This is a genomic window from Flavivirga amylovorans, assembly GCF_030540875.1.
Classification (GTDB): domain Bacteria; phylum Bacteroidota; class Bacteroidia; order Flavobacteriales; family Flavobacteriaceae; genus Flavivirga; species Flavivirga amylovorans.
This window is the reverse complement of sequence record NZ_JAUOEM010000001.1, coordinates 722,128-748,563: the sequence shown is the minus strand read 5'-3', so window position 1 is coordinate 748,563 and position 26,436 is coordinate 722,128. Positions and strand designations below refer to the sequence as shown.

Here is a 26,436-nt window from a genome sequence, read left to right as displayed (position 1 = left end):
CTTAATTTACTATATTTCACCTTTTTTGTTAAAAAAACAAAGAAAAATACTAAAAATTTTAAAATTAACTAAACAAATAAGTAATGGAAGAAGTAGCAACAGTTGCTCTTGAGCAAACAGAAATTATTAATGCCATAGATACAGTTTGGGTCGCCATTTGTGCCGCTATTATATTCTTAATGGAAGGTGGTTTTGCGTTATTAGAAGCTGGATTTGTAAGAGCAAAAAATACCATGAGTATTATCGCAAAAGTAATTATTGATATCACTTTTGGCGGTATTGCTTTTTATTTAGTTGGATTTGGCATTGCTTATGGAAGTTCTAATGGTTGGTTTGCTTTTGATACTGGTATTACAAACAATGATTTAGGGCTAGGTCTTACTGTTTCCAATAAATTATTCTGGTTTATCCAACTAGGATTTGCCATTGCTGCCATATCTATTGTTTCTGGAGCTGTTGCAGAACGTATGAAAGTTTGGAGTTATGCTTTGTTTGTATTCATCTTTTGTGCAGTTATGTATCCTTTAGTAGCAAATTGGGTATGGAATCCAAATGGGTGGTTAGCTGTAAGAGGGTTTAATGATTTTGCCGGATCATCAGCGGTGCATGCCATGGGTGGTTTTGCTGCTTTGGCTGCTGCTATTGCATTGGGACCTCGTATTGGTAAATATCAGAAAAATGGAGAACTTAATCCTATTCCTGGACATAATTTACCTTTAGCTGCCGTAGGAGGTTTTATTCTATGGTTTGGATGGTTTGGTTTTAACCCAGGATCTACTTTATCTGCTGTAGGAAATTGGGAACTCATAGGTACTGTAGTAACTAACACCTTTTTAGCATCAGCAGCTGGTGGTATTTCCACTATGGTTTACACCTATTTTAAATACGGACAAATTGATATTACTATGACAATTAATGGTGTATTAGCAGGTCTTGTTGCCATTACTGCTGGATGTAATGTTGTAGATGCTAATTCAGCTATTATTATTGGATTAATCGCAGGTGTTATAGTTGATGTTGCCGTTATATTTTTTGATAAAATTAAGATTGACGACCCTGTAGGAGCTATAGCTGTACATGGTGTCAATGGATTATTTGGAACCATAGCTGTTGGTCTATTTGCTTCAGAAAATGGTCTTTTCTTTGGTGGAGGAAGTGATCTGCTAATAACACAAGCTCTAGGTGTATTAGTTATTGGTTCTTTTTCTTTTTTAATTACTTTTATAATTATGACAATCATGAAAAAAACCATCGGTATTCGAGTATCACGTATAGAAGAAACTGCGGGTATAGATGCTGTATCATTTGGTGTAGAAGCTTACACAACATTCGAATAACCTAACATTAATAAAAACATTAAACATAGTCTCATGAAAAAAGTAGAAGCCATAATAAGACCATCAAAATTAAAAGCCGTACAAAAAGGATTGAAAGAGGCCGATATACCCTGTCTAACTGTAATTCCTGTAAAAGGATCTGGATTGCAAAAAAGTTATTCGGAGCGTTATCGCGGGACAGAACAATCTATAATTTTGCATACGCGAATTATGATTATGTGTATAGTTAGTGATTCTAACTTAGACAAATGTATTGACACAATACTGGATAACTCTTCTGAAGGGCAGGTTGGAGATGGAAAGATATTTATTTACGATGTACAAGATGCTATAAGAATTAGAACCAGAACTCGAGGTAAAGAAGCTATTATATAATCTAATCCAATGTTTATTTAAGCACGCCACTCATAGGTCACTATTCTCCGGGAATCGGTCTGGCGTGCTGTTTGTTTTTTAATAGCAATAAATATATCTGAAACTGTAATTTCTTCTGAATAGTTTTTTGAACATGCAAAAACAACAAATAGCCCTTAAATCAATTTGGTCTAATAGTAAACTAAACATAATTTCATATTATTTACCCTGAGTAAACGCTTTTGCGTATGCAATATCCAATTTAAAAATATAAAATTTCACAATGAGTGATTCTTAGTTCATTTTAAAGCATCAAATAGTCTTTATACTAAATATGCATGAGTAGAATATTAGGATCTGGGCAATTTTTAATATAAAATTCTAAATCTTTTTCGCTACAAACTCCAGGATAATCCCCTGCATAATTTTGTAAATCCCTTATAATCTGAAAATGTAAATGTGGTGGGTAATCTCCATTTACATTAGAATCTCCCAGGGTCGCGATTTGTTCGCCTTGCCTAAAAACTTGATCTACCTTTAAACTTTTTATTGATTCTAAACTCAAATGCCCATAAAGTGTGTAAAACGCAATGTCTTTGATGGTATGTTTTAATATAATGGTTGGACCATAATCACCATAATTCGTGTTATTCTTAAAACTATGCACCGTAGCATCAAGAGGTGTATAGATTGGGGTATTAGCATAACACCACAAATCATATCCCAAATGAATATTACGTCCGTCTTTAGCTTGATTGTTAAAATGCGGGCTTCGCTTATAAATATTTCGAACTTCTAAATATCCACCATACGCTACTAAAGCTTCATGTTCTTTAATATGGTTATTAATATACACACTCAATTTTGAAGATGATGAGACATCTACACTATTTAAAGCTTTGTTAGACTCTGATAAATCTAAAGGTATATATTTTGAGTTAGGGATAGACCTATCTAGTACTCGTAGTGGACTGGAACTTATACTATTTAAAAAATCTAAAAAATTATTTGAATACATACAGAGGTATTTCTTCAAAAATAGTAACTAATTAGTTTACTTAAAACAAAGTAATACTAAGAATACAAATAATTATGACGAGACTTTCCGTTAAACTTCGGGGAGAATATTTATAATTGTCATTGTATAGAAACTTAAACTGTTAGACAGTAACCTCTCCATATAAATCAAAATCTTCGGCTTCAATAATTTTCACAGTCGCAAACTCTCCTGTCTTTAAATATGTTTTAGTAGCATCAATTAATACTTCATTATCGACATCTGGTGAATCATATTCGGTACGTCCTATAAAATAGTTGCCTTCTTTCCTATCAATAACCACTTTAAAGGTTTTTCCTATTTTTTCTTGATTGAGTTCCCAAGAAATCTGTGATTGTATCTCCATAATCTGGTTAGCACGATCAATCTTTACCTCTTCTGGCACATCATCTTCTAAATTGTACGCATGCGTGTTTTCTTCATGAGAATATGTAAAACAACCTAAACGCTCAAAACGCATATCGGTAACCCACTGTTTTAATGTTTGAAAATCTTCTTCCGTTTCTCCAGGATACCCTACAATAAGTGTTGTTCTGATGGTCATATCTGGAACAGCTGCTCTAAAGTCTTTAAGCAACTTGGTTGTTTTCTCTTTAGTAGTACCACGACGCATGCTTTTTAAAATAGCATCAGAAATATGTTGCAATGGAATATCTAAATAATTACAAACTTTTGGCTCTCGATTCATAACATCTAAAACATCCATCGGGAAACCTGTTGGAAACGCATAATGTAAACGAATCCATTCTACACCATCCACTTTCACTAAAGCTTCCAATAGCTCAGCTAAGTTTCTTTTTTTATACAAATCTAATCCGTAATAGGTTAAATCTTGAGCTATCAAAATAAGTTCTTTAACACCATTGGCTGCTAATTTTTCAGCTTCAATAACAATCTCCTCAATGGGCGTACTTCTATGCTTTCCTCTCATGATAGGAATAGCACAAAAACTACATGGTCTGTCACAACCTTCAGCAATCTTTAAGTAAGCATAATTCTTAGGTGTTGTTGTTAAACGCTCCCCTATTAATTCATGCTTATAATCTGCTCCTAAAGCTTTAAGTAAATGAGGCAATTCTGTTGTACCAAAATATGCATCTACATTTGGAATTTCTTTTTGTAGGTCTGGTTTATAACGTTCACTTAAACAGCCTGTAACGAATACCTTATCAACATCTCCCGCTTCCTTTTTTTGCATGAATTCTAAAATGGTATTCACACTTTCTTCTTTTGCATTATTAATAAATCCACAAGTATTAATAACTACAATATTTCCTTCTTCTTCATGAACAACATCTTTGCCACTAGCTTTAAGCTGCCCCATCAACACTTCACTGTCGTAAACATTTTTACTACAACCAAGAGTTACAACATTTATCTTGTTTTTCTTAAGAGTTTTTGTGCGCATACTATTTTTCCACGCATGTGGAAATCTTTTTAATTAATAACGGTAATCAATTCAGGGCGCAAAGATACAACCTTAATTAAACCTTTTATATATTTAGAGGTCTTAATTATTAAACCTACAGCTATGAAAAACATGACCTGCATCCCATTATTTATCTTGATGGTTTTATTTAGTTGCTCGAAAGACGACTCCCCAACATCTCCAGAACCTATAAATAATATTCTTTATTTTCCTCCTATAGATTCTGATATCTGGGAAACCAAATCCTTTGCAGATTTAGAATGGAATGACTCTGCTTTACAACCTCTATTGGACTATTTAGAAGATAAAAACACAAAGAGCTTTATAATCCTGCATGATGGCAAAATTGTAGTTGAGCAATATTTTAATAATCATACAGCAACATCGCCATGGTATTGGGCAAGTGCAGGTAAAACATTAACTACGGCTATTTCTGGAATTGCACAAAATGAAGGGTTAATAAATATAAATAATAGAGTTTCCGATTATTTAGGAACAGGTTGGACGAGTGCTACTTTAGAAAAAGAGAATTTAATTACTTGTAAAAACTTATTATCTATGAATTCTGGTCTGGATGATGGCTTAGGAGATAGTGTTTCCCCTATAAATCTTAAATATATAGCAGATGCTGGTGCAAGATGGGCTTATCATAATGTTTATGTAAAAATGCAAGATGTGGTTGCTCAAGCCAGTAATCAAAGTTGGTCTAACTATTTTAACACAAAATTGAGAGACAAAATTGGTATGACCGGAGCATGGATAAATTCGAATGATTTTAGTGTTTATTGGAGTAATACGCGTAGTATGGCTCGTTTTGGTTTATTAATTTATGCTAATGGCACATGGGAAAACATTCCAATAATTCCTGAAAACTTTTTAAATGAAGCCACTAATACATCACAAAATATTAATCAATCGTATGGCTATTTATGGTGGTTAAATGGAAAATCATCTTATCATTTGCCAGCTAGTCAATTAGAATTTAATGGTGAATTAGTCCCAAACGCTCCAGCTGACATGTACGCTGCTTTGGGGAAAAATGATCAAAAAATTTATATCGTTCCCAGTAAAAAACTAGTAGTCATTAGAATGGGACATGCTGCTGATAATATCAATTTTGCCTTATCATCTTTCGATAAGGATTTATGGGAGAAAATAAATGCTTTGATTAATTGAATTCTGAGTCTGTAATTTTTAAATGGAGGATTCCATTATTTTTTACTTCAGAAACCTTACCAAACCAATTATAAACATCTGTAAAATTCAAATTGTATCCTGAATCTAACTTAAGAATTCTTGAGCCTTTTAATATCCACCAATTATTTAGACGCTCTGGCAGTGTAACGGCATTAAAGACTGCTTTTGAAGATGTTTTGATTAGAAGATTATGAGTAAATATTAAAGCCATTTCATATCTAAAAAGAAATTCCTGTCTCCACAGGAATGACAAAATGATCATTTAAAAAACGAATCTACAAACTCAAATTTGTTGAATACTTGTAAATCCTCAATGCCTTCTCCTACTCCTATATATTTTACTGGAATTTTAAACTGGTCTGAAATACCAATGACGACACCTCCTTTTGCTGTTCCGTCTAGTTTTGTAACTGCCAATGATGTAACCTCTGTTGCTGCTGTAAACTGTTTTGCTTGTTCGAATGCATTTTGACCAGTAGATCCATCTAAAACTAGTAATACATCATTAGGTGTATTATCTACCACTTTTTGCATGACACGCTTTACCTTAGTAAGCTCATTCATTAAATTCACTTTATTATGCAAACGTCCTGCAGTATCTATAATAACAACATCAGCATCTTGTGTCACCGCACTCTCTAAAGTATCGAATGCTACGGATGCAGGGTCACTACCCATAGATTGTTTAATAATGGGTATACCTACTCTATCTGCCCAAACTTGTAATTGGTCTATGGCAGCAGCTCTAAACGTATCTGCCGCACCTAATACAACCTTTAAACCTTGTTTTTTAAATTGATAGGCCAACTTACCTATAGTCGTTGTTTTTCCAACTCCATTAACGCCAACGACCATTATTACGTATGGTTTTTTATCTCTTGGAACAACAAATTCTGTTTCTTCTCCTAAATTTGTTTCATTTAATAAACCTGCAATTTCTTCACGAAGAATAACATTAAGTTCTTCTGTCCCTAAGTATTTATCTTTAGAAACACGCTCTTCTATACGTTCTATAATTTTAAGTGTTGTATTTACGCCAACATCACTAGATACTAATATTTCTTCAAGATCATCTAAAACCTCATCATCTACTTTAGATTTTCCTGCTACGGCTTTACTTAATTTTCCAAAAAAAGTGGATTTAGATTTTTCTAAACCTTTATCTAAGGTTTCTTTTTTTTCTGAAGAAAATATTTTTTTAAAAAAACTCATTCTTTAAGCTTATTTGATTGTTGTTTATTGATAACAGCAAAACCTTGTCCCATATGATTATGCTCAAATTATTAATGGCAATTTTCGCACCATAAATTTTGACTGCTATTACGGCAGAAAAACCTTCCAAATATAAACATAAAAAGCTGCTTCCTGAAAAGAAAGCAGCTTATAATATTTTGAAACGTACTGTTTTAGTTTTTCTTAAAAAAGTCGTTAACTTGTTCTGGATTCATAATGGATTCAACAAACATGTAAGCTCCAGTTTTTGGAGACTTTACCATCTTGATAGCTTTTGTTAATCTTTTAGATCCAGTTTGTAATGATGCTACTGATTTCTTTGCCATGACTTATTATTTTATCTCTTTATGAACTGTCATACGTTTAAGAATAGGATTAAATTTTTTAATTTCCATTCTATCTGGCGTATTCTTTTTATTCTTAGTAGTAATGTATCTAGAAGTTCCTGGTTGTCCAGACTCTTTATGCTCTGTACATTCTAAAATTACTTGTATTCTATTACCTCTCTTTGCCATTTCTTTACTTATTAAATACAGCTATTATTTTAAAAATCCTTTAGATTTTGCTTCCTTAATTGCTGCGGATATACCTATTTTGTTAATAGTTTTTAAAGCAGATGCAGAAACTTTTAAAGTTATCCAGTTGTCTTCTTCTGGAATGTAAAAACGTTTCTTTAACAAATTCGCATTAAATTTACGTTTTGTTCTGTTTAATGCATGAGAAACATTGTTTCCAACCATCGCCTTCTTTCCTGTAAGTTCACAAACTCTTGACATGATATATAACTTTAATTTTTTTGTTGCTTAAAATCGAGGTGCAAATATACAAATTCTTTAATTTACAGCAACCTAAATCTAATCAATTTTTAAAAATTTCTTTCAGTAACATTTCCAATGCTTTATTTACCGCTTTATTTATCACTTTTACGCGGTGATTTCCAAAGTTAAACCCTTCGGAATACACACCATTTTTTGTAGCAATTCCTATAAAAACAGTTCCTACTTCTGCATCGGAATCCCCTTTAGTAGGCCCTGCATTTCCTGTTGTTGCTACGGCAAAATCTGATTGAAATAATCGCAAGGCATTTTGTGCCATAGATTCTACTACTTCAGAACTAACTACAGAATGTGTTTCAATGTCATTTTTTGAAACACCTAAAACATTAATTTTAGATTCTGTTGAATATGTTACGACACCTCCATTAAAGTAAGCTGAAGCCCCCGGATTAACAGTAAACCGTTCTGCAACTGTTCCTCCTGTACAACTTTCGGCAATTGCTAATGTTTTTCCTATTTTGGTTAAGCGCTTAGAAATAACTGTTTCAACCGATCCTTCTTCATCTTCAAAACCAAAAAACTCATCTTTGATTAAAGGTAATACTTTGCCTATTTCTTTTTGAACATCTTCTTTAACCAGTTCTTCATTAAATCCTTTTGTTGATAATCGTAACCTCATTAAACCTAAACTTGGCAAGTATGCCAATTTAACATGCTCAGGCAGGGCATCTTCCCAAGATTCTATTCTATCTGCTAATGCACTTTCACCTAAACCGTATACTAATAACGTTTTATGCAAAATAAAAGGACAGTTATATTTTTCTTTTAGTTTAGGGACTACCTGATGCTCAATCAATGCATTCATTTCATAGGGTACACCGGGAAGTGACACAAAAACTTTATCATCTTTTTCCAACCACATACCAGGCGCCGTGCCTAGTTTGTTCATTAGCACCTGTGCTTTTGATGGCACTAAGGCTTGATCTTTATTTACTTGCAAAAGTGCTCCTCCTACATAGTTTCGCCAGATGTATTCAATATTATCCAAAACTGAATCATCTTTAATTAAAGTATCGTTAAAATATTCAGCTATTGTTTTTTTGGTAATATCATCTTTTGTTGGCCCTAAACCTCCAGTAAGAATAACAATATCCACATTGTTTTCAGCTTCTTTTAAAGCTTTTAAGATATGTGATTTATCATCTTGAACAGATGTTATTTGGTAAACAGATACGCCAATTTTGTTGAGTTGTTTTGCAATAAATACTGAATTGGTATCTATAACTTGTCCTATAAGAAGCTCATCTCCAATAGTAATTATTTCGGCTAACATTATAAGTTAAAATCTGATCTTATTTCTGCTACAGCCATATCTACTGCATCTAAAACAGTTTTTAACTGAGACGTAATATCTAAATCTCGCTTTTCAAATTTACCCCAATCTTGAACTTCAATTAATATATCTAACACTCCTAATTCGAACAAATCTACTGTCGGCTTCATTTTATGGGCTGCTTGATAAGCATTAAAACAATCTCCTTCAGCTACTGCTTTTTTTAATCGTTCTGCATCTTCTGGGACTTCTTCTAAAAAAGTCTCAGCTAAAGTTTTTATAAAATCTTCATCATTATCCGCTAGCTCTCGTACTCTAATTAATTTGTAATGTTGCTCCATTTATTTTACTGTTATTGAAAACATTTCTTTATCGTCTATAAAACCTTTTAATTTATCATTAGCTATTACTTTGCCAACACCTGCTGGTGTGCCCGTAAAGATAATATCTCCTATCTTTAAAGTAAAATATTTTGACACATATTCTATCAATTCGTTAATTTTCCATAACATAAGACTCGTATTACCTTTTTGGACAACATGATCATTTTTTTGCAAGGAAAAATTGATATTATTGATATCTTTAAAGTCACCTACGTCCAACCAACTACCTATCACTGCAGCACCATCAAAAGCTTTAGCCTTATCCCACGGCAACCCTTTAGCCTTTAATTGACTTTGCAAATCACGAGCTGTAAAATCAATTCCTAAACCAATTTCCTTATAATATTTATGTGCAAATTTTCTATCAATATACTTCCCTACCCTGTTAATTTTTACCAAAATTTCAACCTCATGATGTACATCGTTTGAGAAATCTGGAATAAAAAAGGGCTGTTTTTTCAACAAAATTGCCGTATCAGGCTTCAAAAAAACCACAGGGTCTGTCGGTTTTTCATTTTCTAATTCTTTAATGTGTTCGGTATAATTCCGACCTATGCAAATAAGTTTCATATCTTCTGTCATTCCTGCCAAAGCAAGAATCTACTTTTTGGTCATAATTCGATAATTAAATGGATTCCTACCTTCGCAGGAATGACAAAATCGTTATAATTTGTTATTAAAGTTTCTAAGTTTTATACTTGTTAGTACTTTTTTAGTATACAAAGGAAAATCAGCATTTAGCAACCATCCAAAATATCCTGGTTCTTTTTCTAATACGTCTGTAACTAACTTGCCTTTATGTTTTCCAAAAGAAAAACATTCAACTCCTTCTTTATTATATGCTATAAAGCCAGCAAAATCTGCGAATTTTTTTCTTGAACTAAACTCAGCTAAAAACTTCGTGTTATTTTCTACTTCATCATACTTCTCGATTTGTGCTTTTAAGACCTCGTAAGTGGCTTTAGTGTCTGCTTCTGCACTGTGCGCACCATCCAGATTTTCGTCACAGTAAAATTTATACGCAGCACTTAACGTACGTTGTTCCATTTTATGAAAAATAGTTTGTACATCTATAGCTAAACGGTTTTTCATGTCAAAATCAATATCTGCACGCAACATCTCTTCGGCCAATAAAGGGATATCAAATCTATTAGAATTAAACCCACCTAAATCTGAATCTTTAATCATGTTATAAATCTCTTTGGCCAATTCTTTAAATGTTGGTTCGTTAGCAACTTTTTCATCGGTAATACCATGAATTTCTACAACCTCCTTTGGTATTTTCATTTCTGGGTTTACCAACCATGTTTTGCTTTCTTCCGTTCCGTTAGGAAACACTTTAAGAATAGAAATTTCAACAACCCTATCTTTTGAGATGTTTACTCCTGTTGTCTCTAAATCGAAGAAACAAATGGGTTTAGTGAGGCTTAGCTGCATTTAAGTAATTATTGATTAAGATGTAAAGATAGTAAATTGCAAAGTGTAGAAACAAAAAAACCAACTGTTTTAAAGTTGGTTTTTTATACATTTATTTTTAAAAATTATATTTCTCTATCACTATCCCAAGCTTCGAGATAGTCTTTTACTGATTTTACAAACTGCCCTCCAAGCGCTCCATTAACGACACGATGATCGTATGAGTGAGATAAAAACATTCTATAACGAATTCCTATAAAATCACCTTCTGGGGTTTCAATTACAGCTGGTACTTTTCTAATTGCTCCAAGCGCCAATATACCAACTTGTGGCTGGTTTATTATTGGGGTTCCCATAATACTACCAAATGTTCCTACATTAGTTACAGTGTAAGTACCTCCCTGAATATCATCTGGTTTTAACTTATTTAATCGTGCTCTGTTTGCTAAATCGTTAACTTGTTTAGTCATACCAACTAAATTAAGTTGATCAGCATTTTTTATAACTGGTACTATTAAATTACCATCTGGCAATGCAGCTGCCATACCTAGATTAATATTTTTCTTTTTCACAATGGTATCCCCTTGTAATGAAATATTCATCATTGGGAAATCACGAAGTGCTTTAGCTATGGCTTCCATAAAAATTGGTGTAAAGGTTAAATTCTCACCTTCACGTTTCATAAACCCATCCTTTACCTTCTTCCTCCAGTTCCATATTTTGGTAACATCAGCTTCAATAAAACTTTGTACATGTGCCGATTTTTGTATAGACTCAACCATATGATGCGCAATAATTTTGCCCATTCTAGTCATTTCTATTATGTCATCCTCTCCACTAGAAACTACTGGAGCTATAGCAGTCTTTGATTTCTCTACAGGTATAGATTGAACAACAGATGCATTATTTTGTACAACTTGTTCTTTTTTAGCACTTTCTCTATTTTCCATATAACCGAGAATATCATTCTTAGTAACACGTCCATCTTTTCCACTACCAGAAATAGCATCTAACTCTTCTTGATTAATTCCCTCTTGCTTCGCTATATTTTTAACAAGCGGTGAATAAAAACGCTCATCATTTGAAGCTATAGGTGCAACTGTTTCTTTAGCTATAGTAATAGCTTCTTCTAATTGCCCAACAGCTTCTTCTTTAGACTCAACTTCTTCGCCAACAACTGCATCTCCTTCATTTACTAAATCACTATCGCCTTCTATTTCAATAACAGCAATGACCTCACCTACTTTAACAACATCATCTACATTAAAAAACTTCTCAACTAAAACACCATCAACTTCACTTGGCACCTCACTATCTACTTTATCTGTTGCTATTTCTAAAACAGGCTCATCCATTTCGATAGTATCTCCAATCTCCTTTAACCAAGATGTTATTGTTGCTTCTGCAACACTCTCACCCATTTTCGGTAATTTAAGTTCAAACTTTGCCATATTAATAACGTAATACTTGTTTTTTTTATTTTGAATGCAAAATTAATAAAAAAAGTGATTTTATTTTAAATTATTCCTAATTAAATAATCATTTTCAATTATTCCTTTTTTGTTTCTCGGTAAAGTTAAAACCTTTAATTTATTACTTCAAAAGAAATTGAATTTTGTTTTAGAATATTTAATAATTCTTTATGAGGGTTTATAATAATATTATTTGTTGCTATTTTTATAATTGGTAAATCATCTATGTGATCGGTAACAAATGTATCAATTTCGTAAATGTTTTGGTTTTCTAAGTATTTTAAAACATTTTCTTTTTTATTGATTTTACTATTTTCAAAATTTTGGGCAAACTTAGTATATGGAAAATCTGTACCCAAACAAACTAAACCTTCATTTTTCGCTATAATATTTGCATAACATGATGGGGCAGCTGTTGCTAATATTTTAACATGAAAAATAGTATCTTGAAGATGTGGAATAAATCGTTTTTTAGACGAAATAGAATTTACAAAAGCTCCATAATTGATATCATTTCTATTTTTTAGTAGTTTTAATATGTTATACTTCATTTTATCATGAGACACATATAATCTGGAACCGATTGCAGCACATAACTTAACAAGCAAGATTATTTTAATATGTTTTACACAAAATTTAATGAGGTATTTTATGAAGTAATGAAACGTATTTATTGTATATAGTGTTCCATCTAAATCAACTACTAAAGCTTTTTTTTTCAAAATCTTTTTCTTTATAATCTTTAGACCACGGATATCGAACTAAACTATTTTTAAACAAATAATAATCTGGCACTATAATTGATTTTTCTATGGTCCAAGAAATTACTGCTGTTTTAATTTTCGCTTCAGGAAATCTTTTGATTAAATATTTTTTGGCAATAAACATAGTTTTGCCTGTATCTATAGCATCATCAATTATAAGAATATTATCAACAGTTTTTTTTGAATTTGAATTAAATTTAAAATTAATACCACTATTGGATAAGTTCTCTAAGTTTAAAGTTTCAATTGCTTTTTTTGCTTTATTAGACTCATATACTCTAAGCCAATTTGTAATACTATAAGGTAACCGTTTTAATATAAGTCTGGTGAAATAATTATTTTTCAACCTATTATCTCTTTGAAGTTTTATTGATTCAAATTGAACATGCTCAAACCTTTTTTCATTTTTGATTTCATTAACCACATAACCTCCTCCATTTAGAATACCTACAATAATATCTGGATTAAAATCTATTTGAGAAATTAATTCAGTACTTTTTCTAGAAAAAGTTTCATTATTTATAGTAATAACTTCCAATTAGTGCTTTAAAGAGGTTTCAAATGGAATTCTATTTACAATACTTCTACCTAAAGTAATTTCATCTGCATATTCCAATTCATCACCAACAGAGATACCTCTTGCTATGGTAGATGTGAAAATTTGGTATTCTTGAATTTGTTTATAAATATAAAAATTGGTGGTATCTCCTTCCATAGTCGAGCTCAATGCAAATATAAGTTCATTTATTGTGCCTTCTTTAACTTTTTTTACTAAAGATTCTATATTCAAATCATGTGGACCAATACCATCCATAGGTGAAATTTTACCTCCTAAAACATGGTATGTACCTTTAAATGAACTTGTATTTTCTATAGCCATTACATCCTTAATGTCCTCGACAATACAAATAGTACTACTGTCTCTATTTGGATTAGCACATAGTTCACATAAATCCTGATCACTTATATTATGGCATGAGCTACAAAATTTAACTTCATTACGCATAGCTTGTAAGGCCTCCGATAGAGCCACAGTTTGCTCTTTTGGCTGCCTTAGTATATGTAATACCAAACGCAACGCTGTTCGCTTACCAATTCCTGGTAATTGAGACATTTCGTTTACTGCACGCTCTAATAGTCTAGATGAAAATTCCATTTGCTGCGAATTTAACATTTAGACCCGAAATTCACTAATTTTCATCAACTCTTTTAAATTCACATACTTCATTTGGAATTTGAAATTTAATATTTGTAATTTCAACATTTAAAATTTATTCAATGTCTGCAACACAAATCATGCTACTTATAGCAGCTTATTTTGGAGTACTTATTCTTATATCATACATAACTGGTAAAGAGGATTCAAATGAAAACTTCTTTAAAGCTAAAAGACAATCTCCTTGGTTTGTTGTAGCTTTTGGAATGATAGGGGCATCACTTTCTGGAGTCACATTTATTTCTGTCCCAGGCTGGGTTGAAGCCTCACAATTTAGCTACATGCAAGTCGTTTTTGGATATTTAGCTGGGTACTTTGTCATAGCTTATATATTGCTTCCTATATATTATAAACTTAATGTCATTTCAATATATCAATATTTGGAAACTCGTTTTGGAATAGTTAGTTATAAAACGGGTGCTTTTTTCTTTTTTATATCAAGAGTATTAGGTGCTTCTTTTCGATTATATCTGGTTGCCATTGTTTTACAAAAATTTGTTTTTGATGCTTATGGTTTTCCATTTTGGGGTACTGTAACAATTTCAATCTTATTAATATGGCTGTACACTTATAAAGGAGGTATTAAAACGATTGTCTGGACAGATACTTTACAAACCTTATTTATGCTTGTTGCTGTTATTATAGCTATTATATTAATTACCGATAAATTGGGATGGAGTTTTTCAGAATTTTTAGCTTCCGATGAATTAGCGACATACAATAAAACTTTTTTTACTGAATCTTTTTTAGCAAAAAATCATCTTGTAAAATCCTTTCTAGGCGGTATGTTTATTGCCATTTGCATGACAGGATTAGATCAAGATATGATGCAAAAAAACCTAACCTGCAAAACCCTTAGGGATGCACAAAAGAATATGGTTTCCTTTAGCTTAGTTCTAGTTGTTGTCAATTTTATCTTCTTACTGCTTGGAGCACTCCTTTTTATTTATGCTGATAAATTTAATATTGCAACTCCTATGCTAGACGGCAAGTTAAAAACAGATTTACTCTTCCCAGAAATAGCATTAAATGGAGGTTTAAGTGTTTCTTTATCGGTGGTGTTTTTATTAGGTTTAATAGCGGCTGCTTATAGCAGTGCTGATAGTGCTTTAACATCACTAACAACTTCTTTTTGTGTTGACTTTTTAGGAATCGAAAAAATTGATGAGTCTAAACAAAAAGGGCTACGAAAACAAGTTCATGTTTTAATGAGTATTGTACTTATTTTTGTTATTGTCGCTTTTAAATACATTTTAGATAGTAATGTTATTGACAATCTTTTAAAAGTTGCCGGTTATACCTACGGACCTTTACTTGGATTATTTGCTTTTGGAATTTTCACCAAATTTAAAGTGACCGATAAATACGTTTGGATCGTTACACTAATATCTGTAATACTTTCTTATTTAATTGGGAAAATTCCAGCCGAACAAATTGGAGGTTATGTTATTGGCTACGAGCTTTTAATAATTAATGGACTCATTACATTTCTGGGACTAATATTGATTCGTAGAAAGTAAAACTAACGTACAAGCTGCTTCAAAAAGAATATTATTTTCTTTTAAAATTTTATAAAATTCTGGATTTTCTGTTCCTGGATTGAAAATAACACGTTCTGGTTTTAACGATACAACATAGTTGTAGTAATCTTTCTGTCTCTTAGAATTTAGATACAATGTTACCGTATGTACATCTTTGTAGGGTAATAACTCAGTATCAATCAATATTCCCGAAATGTCTCCTTTTTTCAAGCCAAAAGCGACGGTCTCAAACTTATTTGCTACCAATCTTTGTATAGCATAATTGGAATATCTATTTGGTTTTAATGATGCACCCAGCACTAGTGTTTTCTTTTTCATGTGTTAAAAAAATGTTAAGGCAAAAAAATTATAGTAACATAAATAATGCTAAGACGTCTATTTATTAATGAACTCATCAATCAAAAAAATCGAATCGACAATGTACAAACTATTTTTAGTATGCATTTTATTATTTTCAATACCTACAAATGCATCTGCAACAGATCCCGAAAAAAAAGCCGATAAAACGGGTACTATATTCGGAAAAGTATTAGACGCAAAACTTAATCAACCCTTACCTTATGTAAACATCGTAATTAAAAATGCGAAAGGAGCTATCTCAACAGGAGGTATTTCTCAAGATGATGGTACTTTTAAGATTGAAAAAGTAGCAGAGGGAAAACTCATAGTCAGTATACAATATATTGGCTATAAAACAGTAAACAAAGAAGTTATTCTTGGCAAAGGAAACTATATTATTAATCTGGGGAATATTTTGCTTGAAGAAGAAACCGAAGGTTTGGATGCTGTAACTGTAGTTGCAGAAGTATCAACTATTCAGCAAAAAGTAGACAGAAAAATAATTACAATTGGCAAAGACCTAACAACTGCTGGTGCATCTGCAAGTGATATTATGAATAATATTCCATCTGTAAATGTAGACCAGCAAACTGGGAATATTAGTCTTCGAGGCAATGAAAATGTACGCGTTATGATTGATGGTAAATTAAGTAACGTTCCAATTGCTCAATTATTAAAACAAATACCATCAACGTCTATTAAACAAATTGAATTAATAACAAATCCTTCTGCTAAATACAATCCTGAAGGAATGAGCGGCATCATCAATATTAAATTGCATAAAAATACGCAGCAAGGTTTTAATGGCAATTTTAATATTGGATTGACAAAAGAAATTTTTGCAAAATTCAACAGTTCAATCGATATGAATTATCGAAATGGGAAATTCAACTTTTACGGTAACTATGGAAATAATATTGGCAACTTTGATAACTTCGGAAATATTGAGCGTTTAGATGATAATTCAAGACAGGATTTTAAATTTGGAAACAACAATAAATCACACTTATATAAAGTTGGTGTTGATTTTTATATGAATGACAAAAACACCCTTTCATTATTCACTAATCAAAATATCTTTGATGGCCGCGGTTTTGGTAATACTTTAATAAATTTCCCTAGCAATACTTCACAAAGCCAGTTGTTTAACAATAACTCTGACAATAATTCTGGACAATACAACCTCGCATATAAACACAAATTTAATGATGAAGATGAGACATTAGAAATTGAAATAGACTATAATGATTTTGAGCAGAACGAAATTGCCAATTTCAACTTTGTCAATTTTAGCTTTCCACCAAACTATGTTGATAATGTCGATACAGAACGTAATCAAACAACAGTTAATATAGACTACGTTAAACCTGTAAACGAAAAAACAAAAATTGAAGCTGGTTTACAAGCACTTTTATTTGATTCTGACATCAATTATATGTCGACAGGCCAAACGTTTTCTAGTGAAGGCGATATCATACCAACCCCTAGTACCGATTTTGAATACCGTAGAGATATTTATTCTGCATACTTTACGTTTTCTAAAAAATTAGAAAAATGGAATTATCAAGTTGGGGCACGTATTGAACATGTTGATGAGACTGCAGATGCTTTAAGCATTTTTAATAACAATACCACAGAATTAATCCCTTTTAAAAATGATTATTTTCAAGTATATCCATCTGCTTTTTTAACCTATACTGCTTCTGATAAAAACTCGTATCAATTAAGTTTTAGTCGCCGTGTTGACAGACCAGGTTTACAACAAATAAACCCTATAAGAGAATGGAGCACACCACGTATTTCTTCTTTTGGAAACCCAGAGCTATTACCACAATTCACTAATTCTATAGAAACAAATTATACCAGACAATTAAAAAATGGTAGTATAACTGCTGGCGTTTTTTACAGAATTATTGAAGACAACATTAGTAGATCTGTAAGAATAGATAGAACTAATATACCTGCTGCTAATGCTATTTTATCTTTTGATAATTTTGACAATACTTCTGCCTTTGGTATTGAATTATCTTCTAATTATCGTCCTGCAAAATGGTGGAGTCTAAACGGAAGCTTTGATTTATATTCGCAAACTCAAAATGGTATAACAGAGTTTATAAATACCACCGATATAGAGAATGCTACAGAAGCCGATATTGAAAGCACAAAAACCGAGGTAACTAATGTTATATGGAACCTTAGACTGTTTAATAATTTTAAGGTTTCGAAAAAATTAAGTGTATCCTTGTTTTCTATGTACCGTGGAGAAGAAAAAGGCATTCAGTTTACCAGGAAACCCATGTTTATGGTTAACACAGGTTTACGCTACAGTTTCTTGGAAAACAATCGAGCTACTTTTAGCTTTAACTACAATGATATTTTTAATACGATGCAATTTGAATTCGAAGCTGATACACCATTCCCTTCATTTGGAGATTTTAATTGGGAAAGCAACACATGGAATATTGCATTATCATACCGATTTGGAGGTGGTAAATACCGTGCTTTAAGTAGAAAACAAAGAGATAAAAACACTAAATCTGGAAGCGGAGGTTTCCTTTAAAAGTATTTAATGTCTTGCACAATAGTTGATGGTTAATATAATGCAAGACAATTAAATGAGCCCCCAAAGCATTAGCTTTGGGGGTTATTTTTTTAAGAACTTACCTTCACCTTTTATCGTTTACTACTTTGTCTTTTTCATTAAATTAAAAATTGATAATCATACATTTAAAATGTTTTAAAACAGAAATTATATCATTGATATCAATCAAAAAAATAACATTTTTCCACATAGACTCTTAAAATAGTATAATTTTGAGCAACATACTCAAATCAACAAATTATATGAAAAGTATTACCTTTGAATGTAAAAGCCTCAGATATTGAACAACATACCTGCCTATAAAACCGAGCTTCTTAAGTCAAGAACAAGAAAAATCCAGTATCTATTTGAAAGTAAAGGGCACAAATCAATCATTAAAGCGATTGAATATACGCCAGTGGCTAAAAGAAATGGAAAAGTTATCTATAATTTAGGGTTTGGAGATTACAATGAAGAAAATGGTAATATTTTTGATGACTCAAATAGTAATAATGGAGACATGAGAAAAGTATTTAGTACCGTATTAAATACGATTCCTCAATTCTTTAAAGAAAATGAAGATGCTGCAATTTGGGTACAAGGCAGCGATAGTGCTCATAAATTCAAAGAACTTTGCAAGACCAATTGCAAAAAGCACTGTGATGATGTCTGTAAAAATTTTAACAGAAGAATTAAAACTTACAGATACTACCTAGATAGAAATTTCGTTGAATTAAGTAAAGAGTATGTCTTTTTAGGGTTGAAAAACGAAAAAAAAGCGACGCTAGCCCAATATACATCTGAAAATGAATATATTGGCATTTTGGTTTTTAAGAAAAAATGAAGTAAATTTGTATAACATTTAGAAAAATGGGACAAAAAAAACATATACTAAAAGCTACAAAAGTACTTTCTATGTCAAAAACGACAAAAGAGAGGCTATCTAGTATTGCCAAAGATATTAAAGGCAAAGAATTGTTTCCAGAAAAAATAGAATTAGCTAAAAAGACATTAAGCAATATTAAATCACTCCCGATTTAAAACAGCTACTTACAACATGAAATATTGAGATAACAGCAAACCAAATGGTTTGCATTTTTTTGCTTGAAAAACAAGGTAATTTCCTATGTTTAAAACCTCGTGAATAACTCTTGTTTTCCCTTTCATATTTTTGCAAGAAATTCGACTAAAAAGAAGTAAATTTGCACTTTCTTTAAACACACACAAATCAAGACATAATGATTCATTTCTTTGGAAACGTAACCAGCAAAGTATTTGCTGTTCAAACAACAAAAGAATTATCAACTGAAACCACTTCAAAATTAACGTGGTTATTTGGCAACCAGCCAAAAATAGAACAAGCATCACTCGATGCTTTTTTTGTTGGTCCGCGTGCAGCCATGATAACACCTTGGAGTACAAATGCTGTAGAAATCACTCAGAACATGGGGATTTCTGACATCATTAGAATTGAAGAATTCGAAAGGGTTTCTGAAGACTTTAAAGCATTTGATCCAATGATTTCAGAGAAATTCAATGGATTAAATCAAAATTCCTTTACGATTGATATTCAACCAGAAACAATTCTTGACATTGAAGATATTTCAGCTTACAATAAACAAGAAGGCTTATCATTAAGTAATGAAGAAGTTGAATATTTAGAAGGTGTTTCTAAAAAAATAGGCAGACCATTAACCGATTCTGAGGTTTTTGGATTTTCGCAAGTAAATTCAGAACACTGTCGACACAAAATATTTAATGGAACGTTTGTTATTGATGGAGAAGAAAAGCCTGTATCGCTTTTTAAAATGATAAGGCAAACATCAGAAGCTAATCCTAACGATATTGTGTCTGCTTATAAAGATAATGTGGCTTTTGTAAAAGGGCCGAAAGTGGAGCAATTTGCACCAAAACGTGCCGATATTCCCGATTATTATACTACAGAAGCATTCGAATCTGTTATTTCGCTTAAAGCAGAAACACATAACTTTCCAACTACAGTTGAGCCTTTTAACGGTGCAGCAACGGGTTCTGGTGGAGAAATTAGAGATAGACTTGCTGGCGGCAAGGGTTCTATTCCTTTAGCGGGAACTGCGGTTTACATGACGTCTTATTCTCGTTTAGAAGAAAACAGACCTTGGGAAGAAAAATTTGAAGCAAGAGATTGGTTATACCAAACGCCAATGGATATTTTGATAAAAGCGTCTAATGGAGCATCAGATTTTGGTAATAAATTTGGACAACCTCTAATCTGTGGTTCGGTATTAACTTTTGAACACGAAGAAAATGCTGCTTCTAGTGAATCAGCTGCAAGAAAACTTGGTTTCGATAAAGTTATCATGCAAGCAGGCGGGATTGGTTATGGCAAAGCAGATCAAGCTTTAAAAGATACACCAAAAACTGGTGATAAAATAGTTATTCTTGGTGGTGAAAATTACCGCATTGGTATGGGTGGTGCTGCGGTATCTTCAGCTGATACTGGTGAGTTTGCTTCGGGTATCGAGTTAAACGCTGTACAACGTTCTAATCCGGAAATGCAAAAACGTGCTGCTAATGCTGTTCGTGGTATGGTAGAAAGTGAAGAGAACTTTATTGTATCTATTCACGATCATGGTGCTGGTGGTCACTTAAATTGTCTATCTGAGCTTGTTGAAGATACAGGTGGAAAAATAGATTTAGATGCTTTACCCGTTGGAGATCCAACGCTTTCAGATAAAGAAATTATTGGTAATGAATCTCAAGAACGTATGGGACTTGTTATTGCCGAAGAACATATAGAAACATTAAATAAAATAGCCGATCGTGAACGCTCTCCAATATATACTGTTGGTGATGTTACAGGAGACGATCGCTTTACGTTCCAATCTAAAACCAAAGGTAATAAACCGATGGATTTAGCAATGGAAGACATGTTTGGAAGTTCTCCTAAAACTATTTTAACAGATAAAACAGTTAAAAGAAATTATAAAAACTCAAGATATAAAACCAAGAATTTACAAATCTATTTAGAACAAGTTTTACAATTAGAAGCTGTAGCCTGTAAAGATTGGTTAACGAATAAGGTAGATAGATGTGTTGGTGGTAAAGTAGCCAAACAACAATGTGTCGGCCCCTTACAAATTCCGTTAAATAATGTTGGCGTTATGGCATTAGATTATAACGGGAAAGAAGGTATTGCTACTTCTATTGGTCACTCACCTATTTCTGGATTAATTCATCCAGAAGCAGGCAGTAGAAATTCAATTACCGAAGCTTTAACGAACCTAATTTGGGCACCTTTAAAAGATAACTTAGCTTCAGTTTCTCTTTCTGCAAACTGGATGTGGCCTTGTAAAAATGAAGGTGAAGATGCTCGTTTATATAATGCAGTTAAAGCTATTTCAGAATTTTCAATTGATTTAGGAATCAATGTTCCAACTGGAAAAGATTCGCTTTCTATGAAACAGAAATATAAAGACGGAGATGTTATTTCTCCTGGAACCGTTATTATTTCTGCGGCTGCAAATTGTAATGAAATCTCTAAAGTTGTAGAACCTGTTTTAAAACAAAATGGTCAAAACATCTATTATATTAATATCTCTCAAGATACTTTTAAATTAGGAGGAAGTTCTTTTAATCAAGTTTTAAATACCATTGGAAGTGAAGCTCCAGATGTAAAAAACTCAACTTTTGTAAAAGATACTTTTAATACCATTCAAAATTTAATTAAAACTGATAAAATTTCTGCTGGACACGATGTTGCTTCTGGTGGATTAATTACTACGTTGTTAGAGATGTGTTTTGCCGATATTAATTTAGGCGCAGATTTTGATATCTCTGTTTTGAATGAAGAAGATTCTATAAAAGTTTTATTCTCTGAAAATTCAGGAATTGTTTTTCAAGGTGATGCATCAATAGAAACGATTTTGTCTGAAAATAATATTGAGTTTTTTAATATAGGAACGGTAAATAACACTGCAACTTTAAATATCAAAAATAACGAAGATCATTTCTCTTTTGACATTGCTGACATGAGAGATGTTTGGTATAAGACATCATTCTTATTAGATCAAAAGCAAACTGCTAATAATTTAGCAGAAGACAGATTCAATAATTACAAAAATCAGCCTTTACAATACACATTCCCAAAACAGTTTACTGGAAAATTAGAAGATATGTTGTCAGGTCGAGCGCAGTCGAGACCTCTTGACAACCTCTCGACTGCGCTCGAGGAGACAAGACGTCCAAAAGCGGCTATACTACGTGAAAAAGGTAGTAATTCGGAGCGTGAAATGGCAAATGCCATGTATTTAGCTGGTTTTGATGTAAAAGATGTACATATGACCGATTTAATTTCTGGTCGTGAAACTCTTGAAGATATTCAGTTTTTAGGTGCTGTTGGTGGTTTTAGCAACTCCGATGTTTTAGGTTCGGCTAAAGGTTGGGCAGGTGCTATTAAATACAACGAAAAGGCAAATAAAGTTATTAAAGATTTCTTTGCAAGGGAAGATACTTTATCTGTTGGTATTTGTAATGGGTGTCAGCTTTGGATGGAATTAGACCTTATAAACCCAGAGCATGACGTTCATGGCAAAATGACTTATAACGATTCTCATAAGCACGAAAGTTCATTTACATCAGTCAAAATTCAAGAAAACGATTCTGTAATGCTTTCAACACTTGCTGGAAGCACTTTAGGCGTTTGGATTTCACATGGTGAAGGAAAGTTCAATTTACCATATACAGAAGATAAATATCATATTGTTGCAAAATATGGTTATGAAGGATATCCTCATAATCCAAATGGATCTGATTTTAACACGGCTATGATGAGTGATAAAACGGGAAGACACTTAGTAACGATGCCACATATAGAGCGTTCTACATTCCAATGGAATTGGGCAAATTACCCTGATGGACGTAAAGACGAGGTGTCCCCATGGCTGGAAGCTTTCGTTAATGCCAGAAAGTGGATTGAAAATAACTAGTTTTATAAAAATCTAAAAATAAAAGCCCTAAGTAAATATGCTACTTCGGGCTTTTATAAGTCAAAAGGAAGTGTCATAAAGTTGCTTTTATAGCTGCCTGTGCTGAAACTAATCTGGCAATTGGCACTCTATAAGGCGAACAACTCACATAGTCCATTCCTGTATTATAGAAAAACTCAATAGAATTTGGTTCACCACCGTGTTCTCCACAAATACCAACCTTTAAATTTGGTTTGGACACTCTACCTTTTTCTGTTCCCATTTTAACTAACTGCCCTACACCTTCTTGATCTATGACCTCAAAAGGATCTACTTTTAAGATGCCTTTTTCAATATAAATTGGTAAAAACTTACTAGCATCATCACGAGAGTAACCGAAGGTCATTTGTGTTAAATCATTCGTTCCGAAAGAGAAGAAATCGGCTTTTTCTGCAATTAAATCTGCCATTAATGCTGCTCTGGGGATCTCTATCATAGTACCTACTAAATATTCAACAGTATCATTGCGTTCTTCAAAAATAGTAGTAGCTGTCGTTCTAATAATCTGTTCTTGAGCTTCAAACTCTTTAACAGTTCCTACTAATGGTACCATAATTTCTGGTTTACAAATAATACCACGTTCTTTTAGGTTAAGTGCAGCTTCAATAATAGCTCGGGTTTGCATTTCGGTAATTTCCGGATAGGTATTCCCCAATCGGCATCCTCTATGTCCTAACATCGGATTGAACTCTTCCAATTCTGCTACTTTATTTTTAACAGCCTGTAAAGAAATATGCATGTCTTCGGCAAGCTCTTTTTGGGTTGCCAATTGGTGAGGTACAAACTCGTGTAATGGTGGGTCTAATAATCGAATCGTTACTGCGTATCCTTCCATGGCCTCAAAAATACCTTCAAAATCTGCACGCTGCATTGGCAATAGATCTTCTAAAGCTTGTTTTCTCCCTTTTACGGTATCTGCTAAAATCATTTCCCGCATCGCTTTGATTCTGTCAAGTTCAAAGAACATATGTTCTGTTCTTGTTAAACCAATACCCTGAGCACCAAAACTACGAGCCACTTTAGCATCTTTTGGGCTATCGGCATTTGTTCTAATTTTAATAACACCATACTTATCTGCTAGTTTCATAATTTCAGCAAACTCACCTCCCAACTCTGGTTCTCTCGTTGCTACTTTTCCTTCTATAATATTACCCGTAGAACCATTTAATGAAATCCAATCGCCTTCATGATATTCATGGCCATCTACAGTAAGGGTTCTCTTTTTATAATTAATCTTCAAAGCTCCTGCTCCAGAAATACAGCATTTCCCCATACCTCTTGCAACAACTGCAGCATGTGAAGTCATCCCGCCTCGGGCAGTTAATATGCCCTTGGCTATGTTCATTCCTTCTAAATCTTCAGGAGATGTTTCTATTCTAACTAAAATGCTGCTTTTGTACTTATTTGCTTCATCAGCAAAAAAGACAATTTTACCGGTAGCAGCACCAGGTGAAGCAGGTAAGCCTTGAGCAATAACATTTGCTCTTTTAAGCGCTCTTGGGTCGAAAATTGGATGCAAGAGTTCATCTAACTTATTTGGTTCTATTAAGAGTAAGGCTTCTTTTTCATCAATCATGCCTTCTTTTAGTAAGTCCATAGCTATTTTTACCATAGCGGCACCTGTACGTTTTCCATTTCTTGTCTGAAGAATCCAAAGTTTACCATTCTGCATTGTAAATTCCATATCCTGCATATCTCGGTAATGCAATTCCAGAATATCTTGGTAGGTGTTCAACTCATTAAAAATAGATGGCATTAGCTCTTCCAACGAAGGGTAATTTTCTCTTCTATCTGCTTCATCAATTTTAGCTAATTCCGCCCAACGTTGTGACCCCAATTTTGTAATTTGTTGAGGCGTTCTAACACCAGCAACTACATCTTCTCCTTGAGCATTAATTAAATATTCACCATTAAATACATTTTCTCCTGTTCCCGCATCACGTGTAAAACATACACCAGTTCCTGAATTATCTCCCATATTTCCATAAACCATAGCCTGCACATTTACAGCCGTACCCCAATCTGCAGGATAACCATTCATATTTCTATAGTAAACCGCTCTATCTCCATTCCAACTATTAAACACAGCGATAATTGCGCCCCAAAGCTGCTCCCATGGATCTGTTGGAAAGTCTAATCCTGTTCTCTTTTTAACTTTACGCTTAAAATCGTAAACAAGATCTTTTAAATCCTGTACAGTAAATTCGGTATCTAATTGAATGCCTCTTTTTTCTTTAAGGTCTTCCATAATTTCCTCGAAAGGATCTATATCTTCCTTTGACGCTGGTTTCATGCCTAAAACCACTCCTCCATACATTTGAATAAAACGACGGTAAGAATCCCAAGCAAATTGCTCGTTATTTGTTTTCTGAGCCAATCCAAGTACCACCTCATCATTCATACCTAAGTTAAGAACGGTATCCATCATGCCTGGCATAGATACTCTAGCTCCAGAACGTACAGATACTAATAATGGATTATCCTTATCTCCGAAAGAAGTTTCCATTTGAGTTTCTATGTTGGCTATAGATGCTTCTACCTCTTCTTTAATCAATGCCACAACAGCTTCCTTTCCTAATAAATTATATTCTGTACAAACTTCTGTTGTAATTGTAAATCCTGGTGGAACTGGTATTCCTATTGAACTCATTTCTGCCAAATTTGCACCTTTACCTCCTAAAAGATTTTTCATTGTACTGTTTCCATCGGCAGTTTTGTTTCCAAATTTGAAAACTCGAGCCTTTACATTTTCAAGTATTTCCATAATTATTGTTATTAAATTTCTTATTCTAAAAAGTCTTTTAAAAGTAAAAATTTAAAGAGGGAATTACCATGATAAAAGTCATGTTATAAGCACTTTATACTTTAAAAATTACATGTTTTTAGTATTAAAATTCATTTCATTAAACACCTAAACTCAACACAACTTAGTTTATTAGTGATTGTTCCCTTTACGGAAGACAAGGTGAAGTTTCTCTTTGATCAAGAGTTTTTAAAAATGC

At 32.8% G+C, this 26,436-nt stretch carries 25 protein-coding genes; 8 read left to right on the top strand and 17 right to left on the bottom strand.

Translation table 11 applies throughout. The features are described from left to right. The first annotated feature begins 83 nt into the window (after window positions 1-83). A complete protein-coding gene (locus tag Q4Q39_RS02985) occupies window positions 84-1,337 on the top strand; it encodes an ammonium transporter (RefSeq protein WP_303280878.1) in 1,254 nt (417 codons plus the stop codon). 33 nt (window positions 1,338-1,370) lie between these two features. Further along, window positions 1,371-1,712, top strand: a complete 342-nt coding sequence (locus Q4Q39_RS02980) for a P-II family nitrogen regulator (protein ID WP_303280877.1) — start codon at window positions 1,371-1,373, stop codon at window positions 1,710-1,712. Window positions 1,713-2,019: 307 nt separating this feature from the next. Here Q4Q39_RS02980 and Q4Q39_RS02975 read toward each other — a convergent pair whose 3' ends face one another. Continuing rightward, on the bottom strand, window positions 2,020-2,709 hold the full coding sequence (locus tag Q4Q39_RS02975) for a peptidoglycan DD-metalloendopeptidase family protein (RefSeq protein WP_303280876.1): 690 nt from the start codon (window positions 2,707-2,709) through the stop codon (window positions 2,020-2,022). A gap of 142 nt (window positions 2,710-2,851) precedes the next feature. Next, complete coding sequence (gene rimO, locus Q4Q39_RS02970; protein ID WP_303280875.1) at window positions 2,852-4,156, bottom strand: 30S ribosomal protein S12 methylthiotransferase RimO; 1,305 nt, start codon at window positions 4,154-4,156, stop codon at window positions 2,852-2,854. A gap of 132 nt (window positions 4,157-4,288) precedes the next feature. On the opposite strand from rimO, the gene Q4Q39_RS02965 reads away from it, so the two are divergent. After that, a complete protein-coding gene (locus Q4Q39_RS02965; RefSeq protein ID WP_425555741.1) occupies window positions 4,289-5,353 on the top strand; it encodes a serine hydrolase domain-containing protein in 1,065 nt (354 codons plus the stop codon). Here Q4Q39_RS02965 and Q4Q39_RS02960 read toward each other — a convergent pair. From Q4Q39_RS02960 to recR, 13 genes are all read right to left on the bottom strand, one after another. Continuing rightward, window positions 5,346-5,585 (bottom strand): hypothetical protein, encoded by a 240-nt coding sequence (locus Q4Q39_RS02960; RefSeq protein WP_303280873.1) that lies wholly within the window; start codon window positions 5,583-5,585, stop codon window positions 5,346-5,348. The two genes, Q4Q39_RS02965 and Q4Q39_RS02960, sit on opposite strands and share 8 nt — an antisense overlap. Before the next feature lie 47 nt (window positions 5,586-5,632). Continuing rightward, window positions 5,633-6,586: a signal recognition particle-docking protein FtsY gene (gene ftsY, locus Q4Q39_RS02955; RefSeq protein ID WP_303280872.1), complete on the bottom strand. Its 954-nt coding sequence runs from the start codon at window positions 6,584-6,586 to the stop codon at window positions 5,633-5,635. Window positions 6,587-6,780: 194 nt separating this feature from the next. After that, complete coding sequence (locus tag Q4Q39_RS02950; protein WP_303280871.1) at window positions 6,781-6,933, bottom strand: DUF4295 domain-containing protein; 153 nt, start codon at window positions 6,931-6,933, stop codon at window positions 6,781-6,783. 6 nt (window positions 6,934-6,939) lie between these two features. Then, window positions 6,940-7,122: a 50S ribosomal protein L33 gene (gene rpmG / locus Q4Q39_RS02945; protein ID WP_033959164.1), complete on the bottom strand. Its 183-nt coding sequence runs from the start codon at window positions 7,120-7,122 to the stop codon at window positions 6,940-6,942. Window positions 7,123-7,146: 24 nt separating this feature from the next. Further along, a complete protein-coding gene (gene rpmB / locus Q4Q39_RS02940) occupies window positions 7,147-7,383 on the bottom strand; it encodes a 50S ribosomal protein L28 (RefSeq protein ID WP_303280870.1) in 237 nt (78 codons plus the stop codon). 82 nt (window positions 7,384-7,465) lie between these two features. Continuing rightward, window positions 7,466-8,716, bottom strand: a complete 1,251-nt coding sequence (locus Q4Q39_RS02935) for a competence/damage-inducible protein A (RefSeq protein WP_303280869.1) — start codon at window positions 8,714-8,716, stop codon at window positions 7,466-7,468. After that, window positions 8,716-9,057, bottom strand: a complete 342-nt coding sequence (locus Q4Q39_RS02930) for an Hpt domain-containing protein (protein ID WP_303280868.1) — start codon at window positions 9,055-9,057, stop codon at window positions 8,716-8,718. The genes Q4Q39_RS02935 and Q4Q39_RS02930 overlap by 1 nt, the downstream gene beginning before the upstream one ends. Beyond that, complete coding sequence (locus Q4Q39_RS02925) at window positions 9,058-9,669, bottom strand: fumarylacetoacetate hydrolase family protein (protein ID WP_303281300.1); 612 nt, start codon at window positions 9,667-9,669, stop codon at window positions 9,058-9,060. Between the two features lie 93 nt (window positions 9,670-9,762). After that, window positions 9,763-10,536 (bottom strand): 3'-5' exonuclease, encoded by a 774-nt coding sequence (locus Q4Q39_RS02920; protein ID WP_303280867.1) that lies wholly within the window; start codon window positions 10,534-10,536, stop codon window positions 9,763-9,765. 104 nt (window positions 10,537-10,640) lie between these two features. After that, window positions 10,641-11,966, bottom strand: coding sequence for a dihydrolipoamide acetyltransferase family protein (locus Q4Q39_RS02915; protein ID WP_303280866.1), 1,326 nt, complete (start codon window positions 11,964-11,966; stop codon window positions 10,641-10,643). Window positions 11,967-12,100: 134 nt separating this feature from the next. Further along, entirely contained in the window at window positions 12,101-12,709 is a 609-nt protein-coding gene (locus tag Q4Q39_RS02910) for a haloacid dehalogenase-like hydrolase (protein WP_303280865.1), read from the bottom strand. Further along, window positions 12,684-13,289 (bottom strand): phosphoribosyltransferase, encoded by a 606-nt coding sequence (locus Q4Q39_RS02905; RefSeq protein ID WP_303280864.1) that lies wholly within the window; start codon window positions 13,287-13,289, stop codon window positions 12,684-12,686. The genes Q4Q39_RS02910 and Q4Q39_RS02905 overlap by 26 nt, the downstream gene beginning before the upstream one ends. Continuing rightward, complete coding sequence (gene recR / locus Q4Q39_RS02900) at window positions 13,290-13,907, bottom strand: recombination mediator RecR (protein ID WP_303280863.1); 618 nt, start codon at window positions 13,905-13,907, stop codon at window positions 13,290-13,292. Between the two features lie 122 nt (window positions 13,908-14,029). Here recR and Q4Q39_RS02895 point away from each other — a divergent pair, with 122 nt between their 5' ends. Further along, complete coding sequence (locus Q4Q39_RS02895) at window positions 14,030-15,487, top strand: sodium:solute symporter (RefSeq protein ID WP_303280862.1); 1,458 nt, start codon at window positions 14,030-14,032, stop codon at window positions 15,485-15,487. Here the strand turns inward: Q4Q39_RS02895 and Q4Q39_RS02890 are convergent. Then, complete coding sequence (locus tag Q4Q39_RS02890; protein WP_303280861.1) at window positions 15,464-15,826, bottom strand: CoA-binding protein; 363 nt, start codon at window positions 15,824-15,826, stop codon at window positions 15,464-15,466. The genes Q4Q39_RS02895 and Q4Q39_RS02890 overlap by 24 nt on opposite strands. A 100-nt stretch (window positions 15,827-15,926) precedes the next feature. Here Q4Q39_RS02890 and Q4Q39_RS02885 point away from each other — a divergent pair, with 100 nt between their 5' ends. The 4 genes from Q4Q39_RS02885 (at window position 15,927) to purL (ending at window position 23,395) form a co-directional block, all read left to right on the top strand. Further along, on the top strand, window positions 15,927-18,407 hold the full coding sequence (locus Q4Q39_RS02885) for a TonB-dependent receptor (RefSeq protein ID WP_303280860.1): 2,481 nt from the start codon (window positions 15,927-15,929) through the stop codon (window positions 18,405-18,407). 322 nt (window positions 18,408-18,729) lie between these two features. Further along, window positions 18,730-19,272, top strand: coding sequence for a DUF6934 family protein (locus tag Q4Q39_RS02880; RefSeq protein ID WP_303280859.1), 543 nt, complete (start codon window positions 18,730-18,732; stop codon window positions 19,270-19,272). A gap of 26 nt (window positions 19,273-19,298) precedes the next feature. After that, the gene (locus Q4Q39_RS02875; RefSeq protein WP_303280858.1) at window positions 19,299-19,469 is read left to right on the top strand and encodes a hypothetical protein; all 171 of its coding nucleotides are present in this window, start codon (window positions 19,299-19,301) and stop codon (window positions 19,467-19,469) included. A gap of 197 nt (window positions 19,470-19,666) precedes the next feature. Next, the gene (gene purL, locus Q4Q39_RS02870) at window positions 19,667-23,395 is read left to right on the top strand and encodes a phosphoribosylformylglycinamidine synthase (RefSeq protein WP_303280857.1); all 3,729 of its coding nucleotides are present in this window, start codon (window positions 19,667-19,669) and stop codon (window positions 23,393-23,395) included. 73 nt (window positions 23,396-23,468) lie between these two features. On the opposite strand, the gene ppdK is transcribed toward purL, so the two are convergent. After that, a complete protein-coding gene (gene ppdK / locus Q4Q39_RS02865; protein WP_303280856.1) occupies window positions 23,469-26,198 on the bottom strand; it encodes a pyruvate, phosphate dikinase in 2,730 nt (909 codons plus the stop codon). Between the last annotated feature and the right edge of the window lie 238 nt (window positions 26,199-26,436).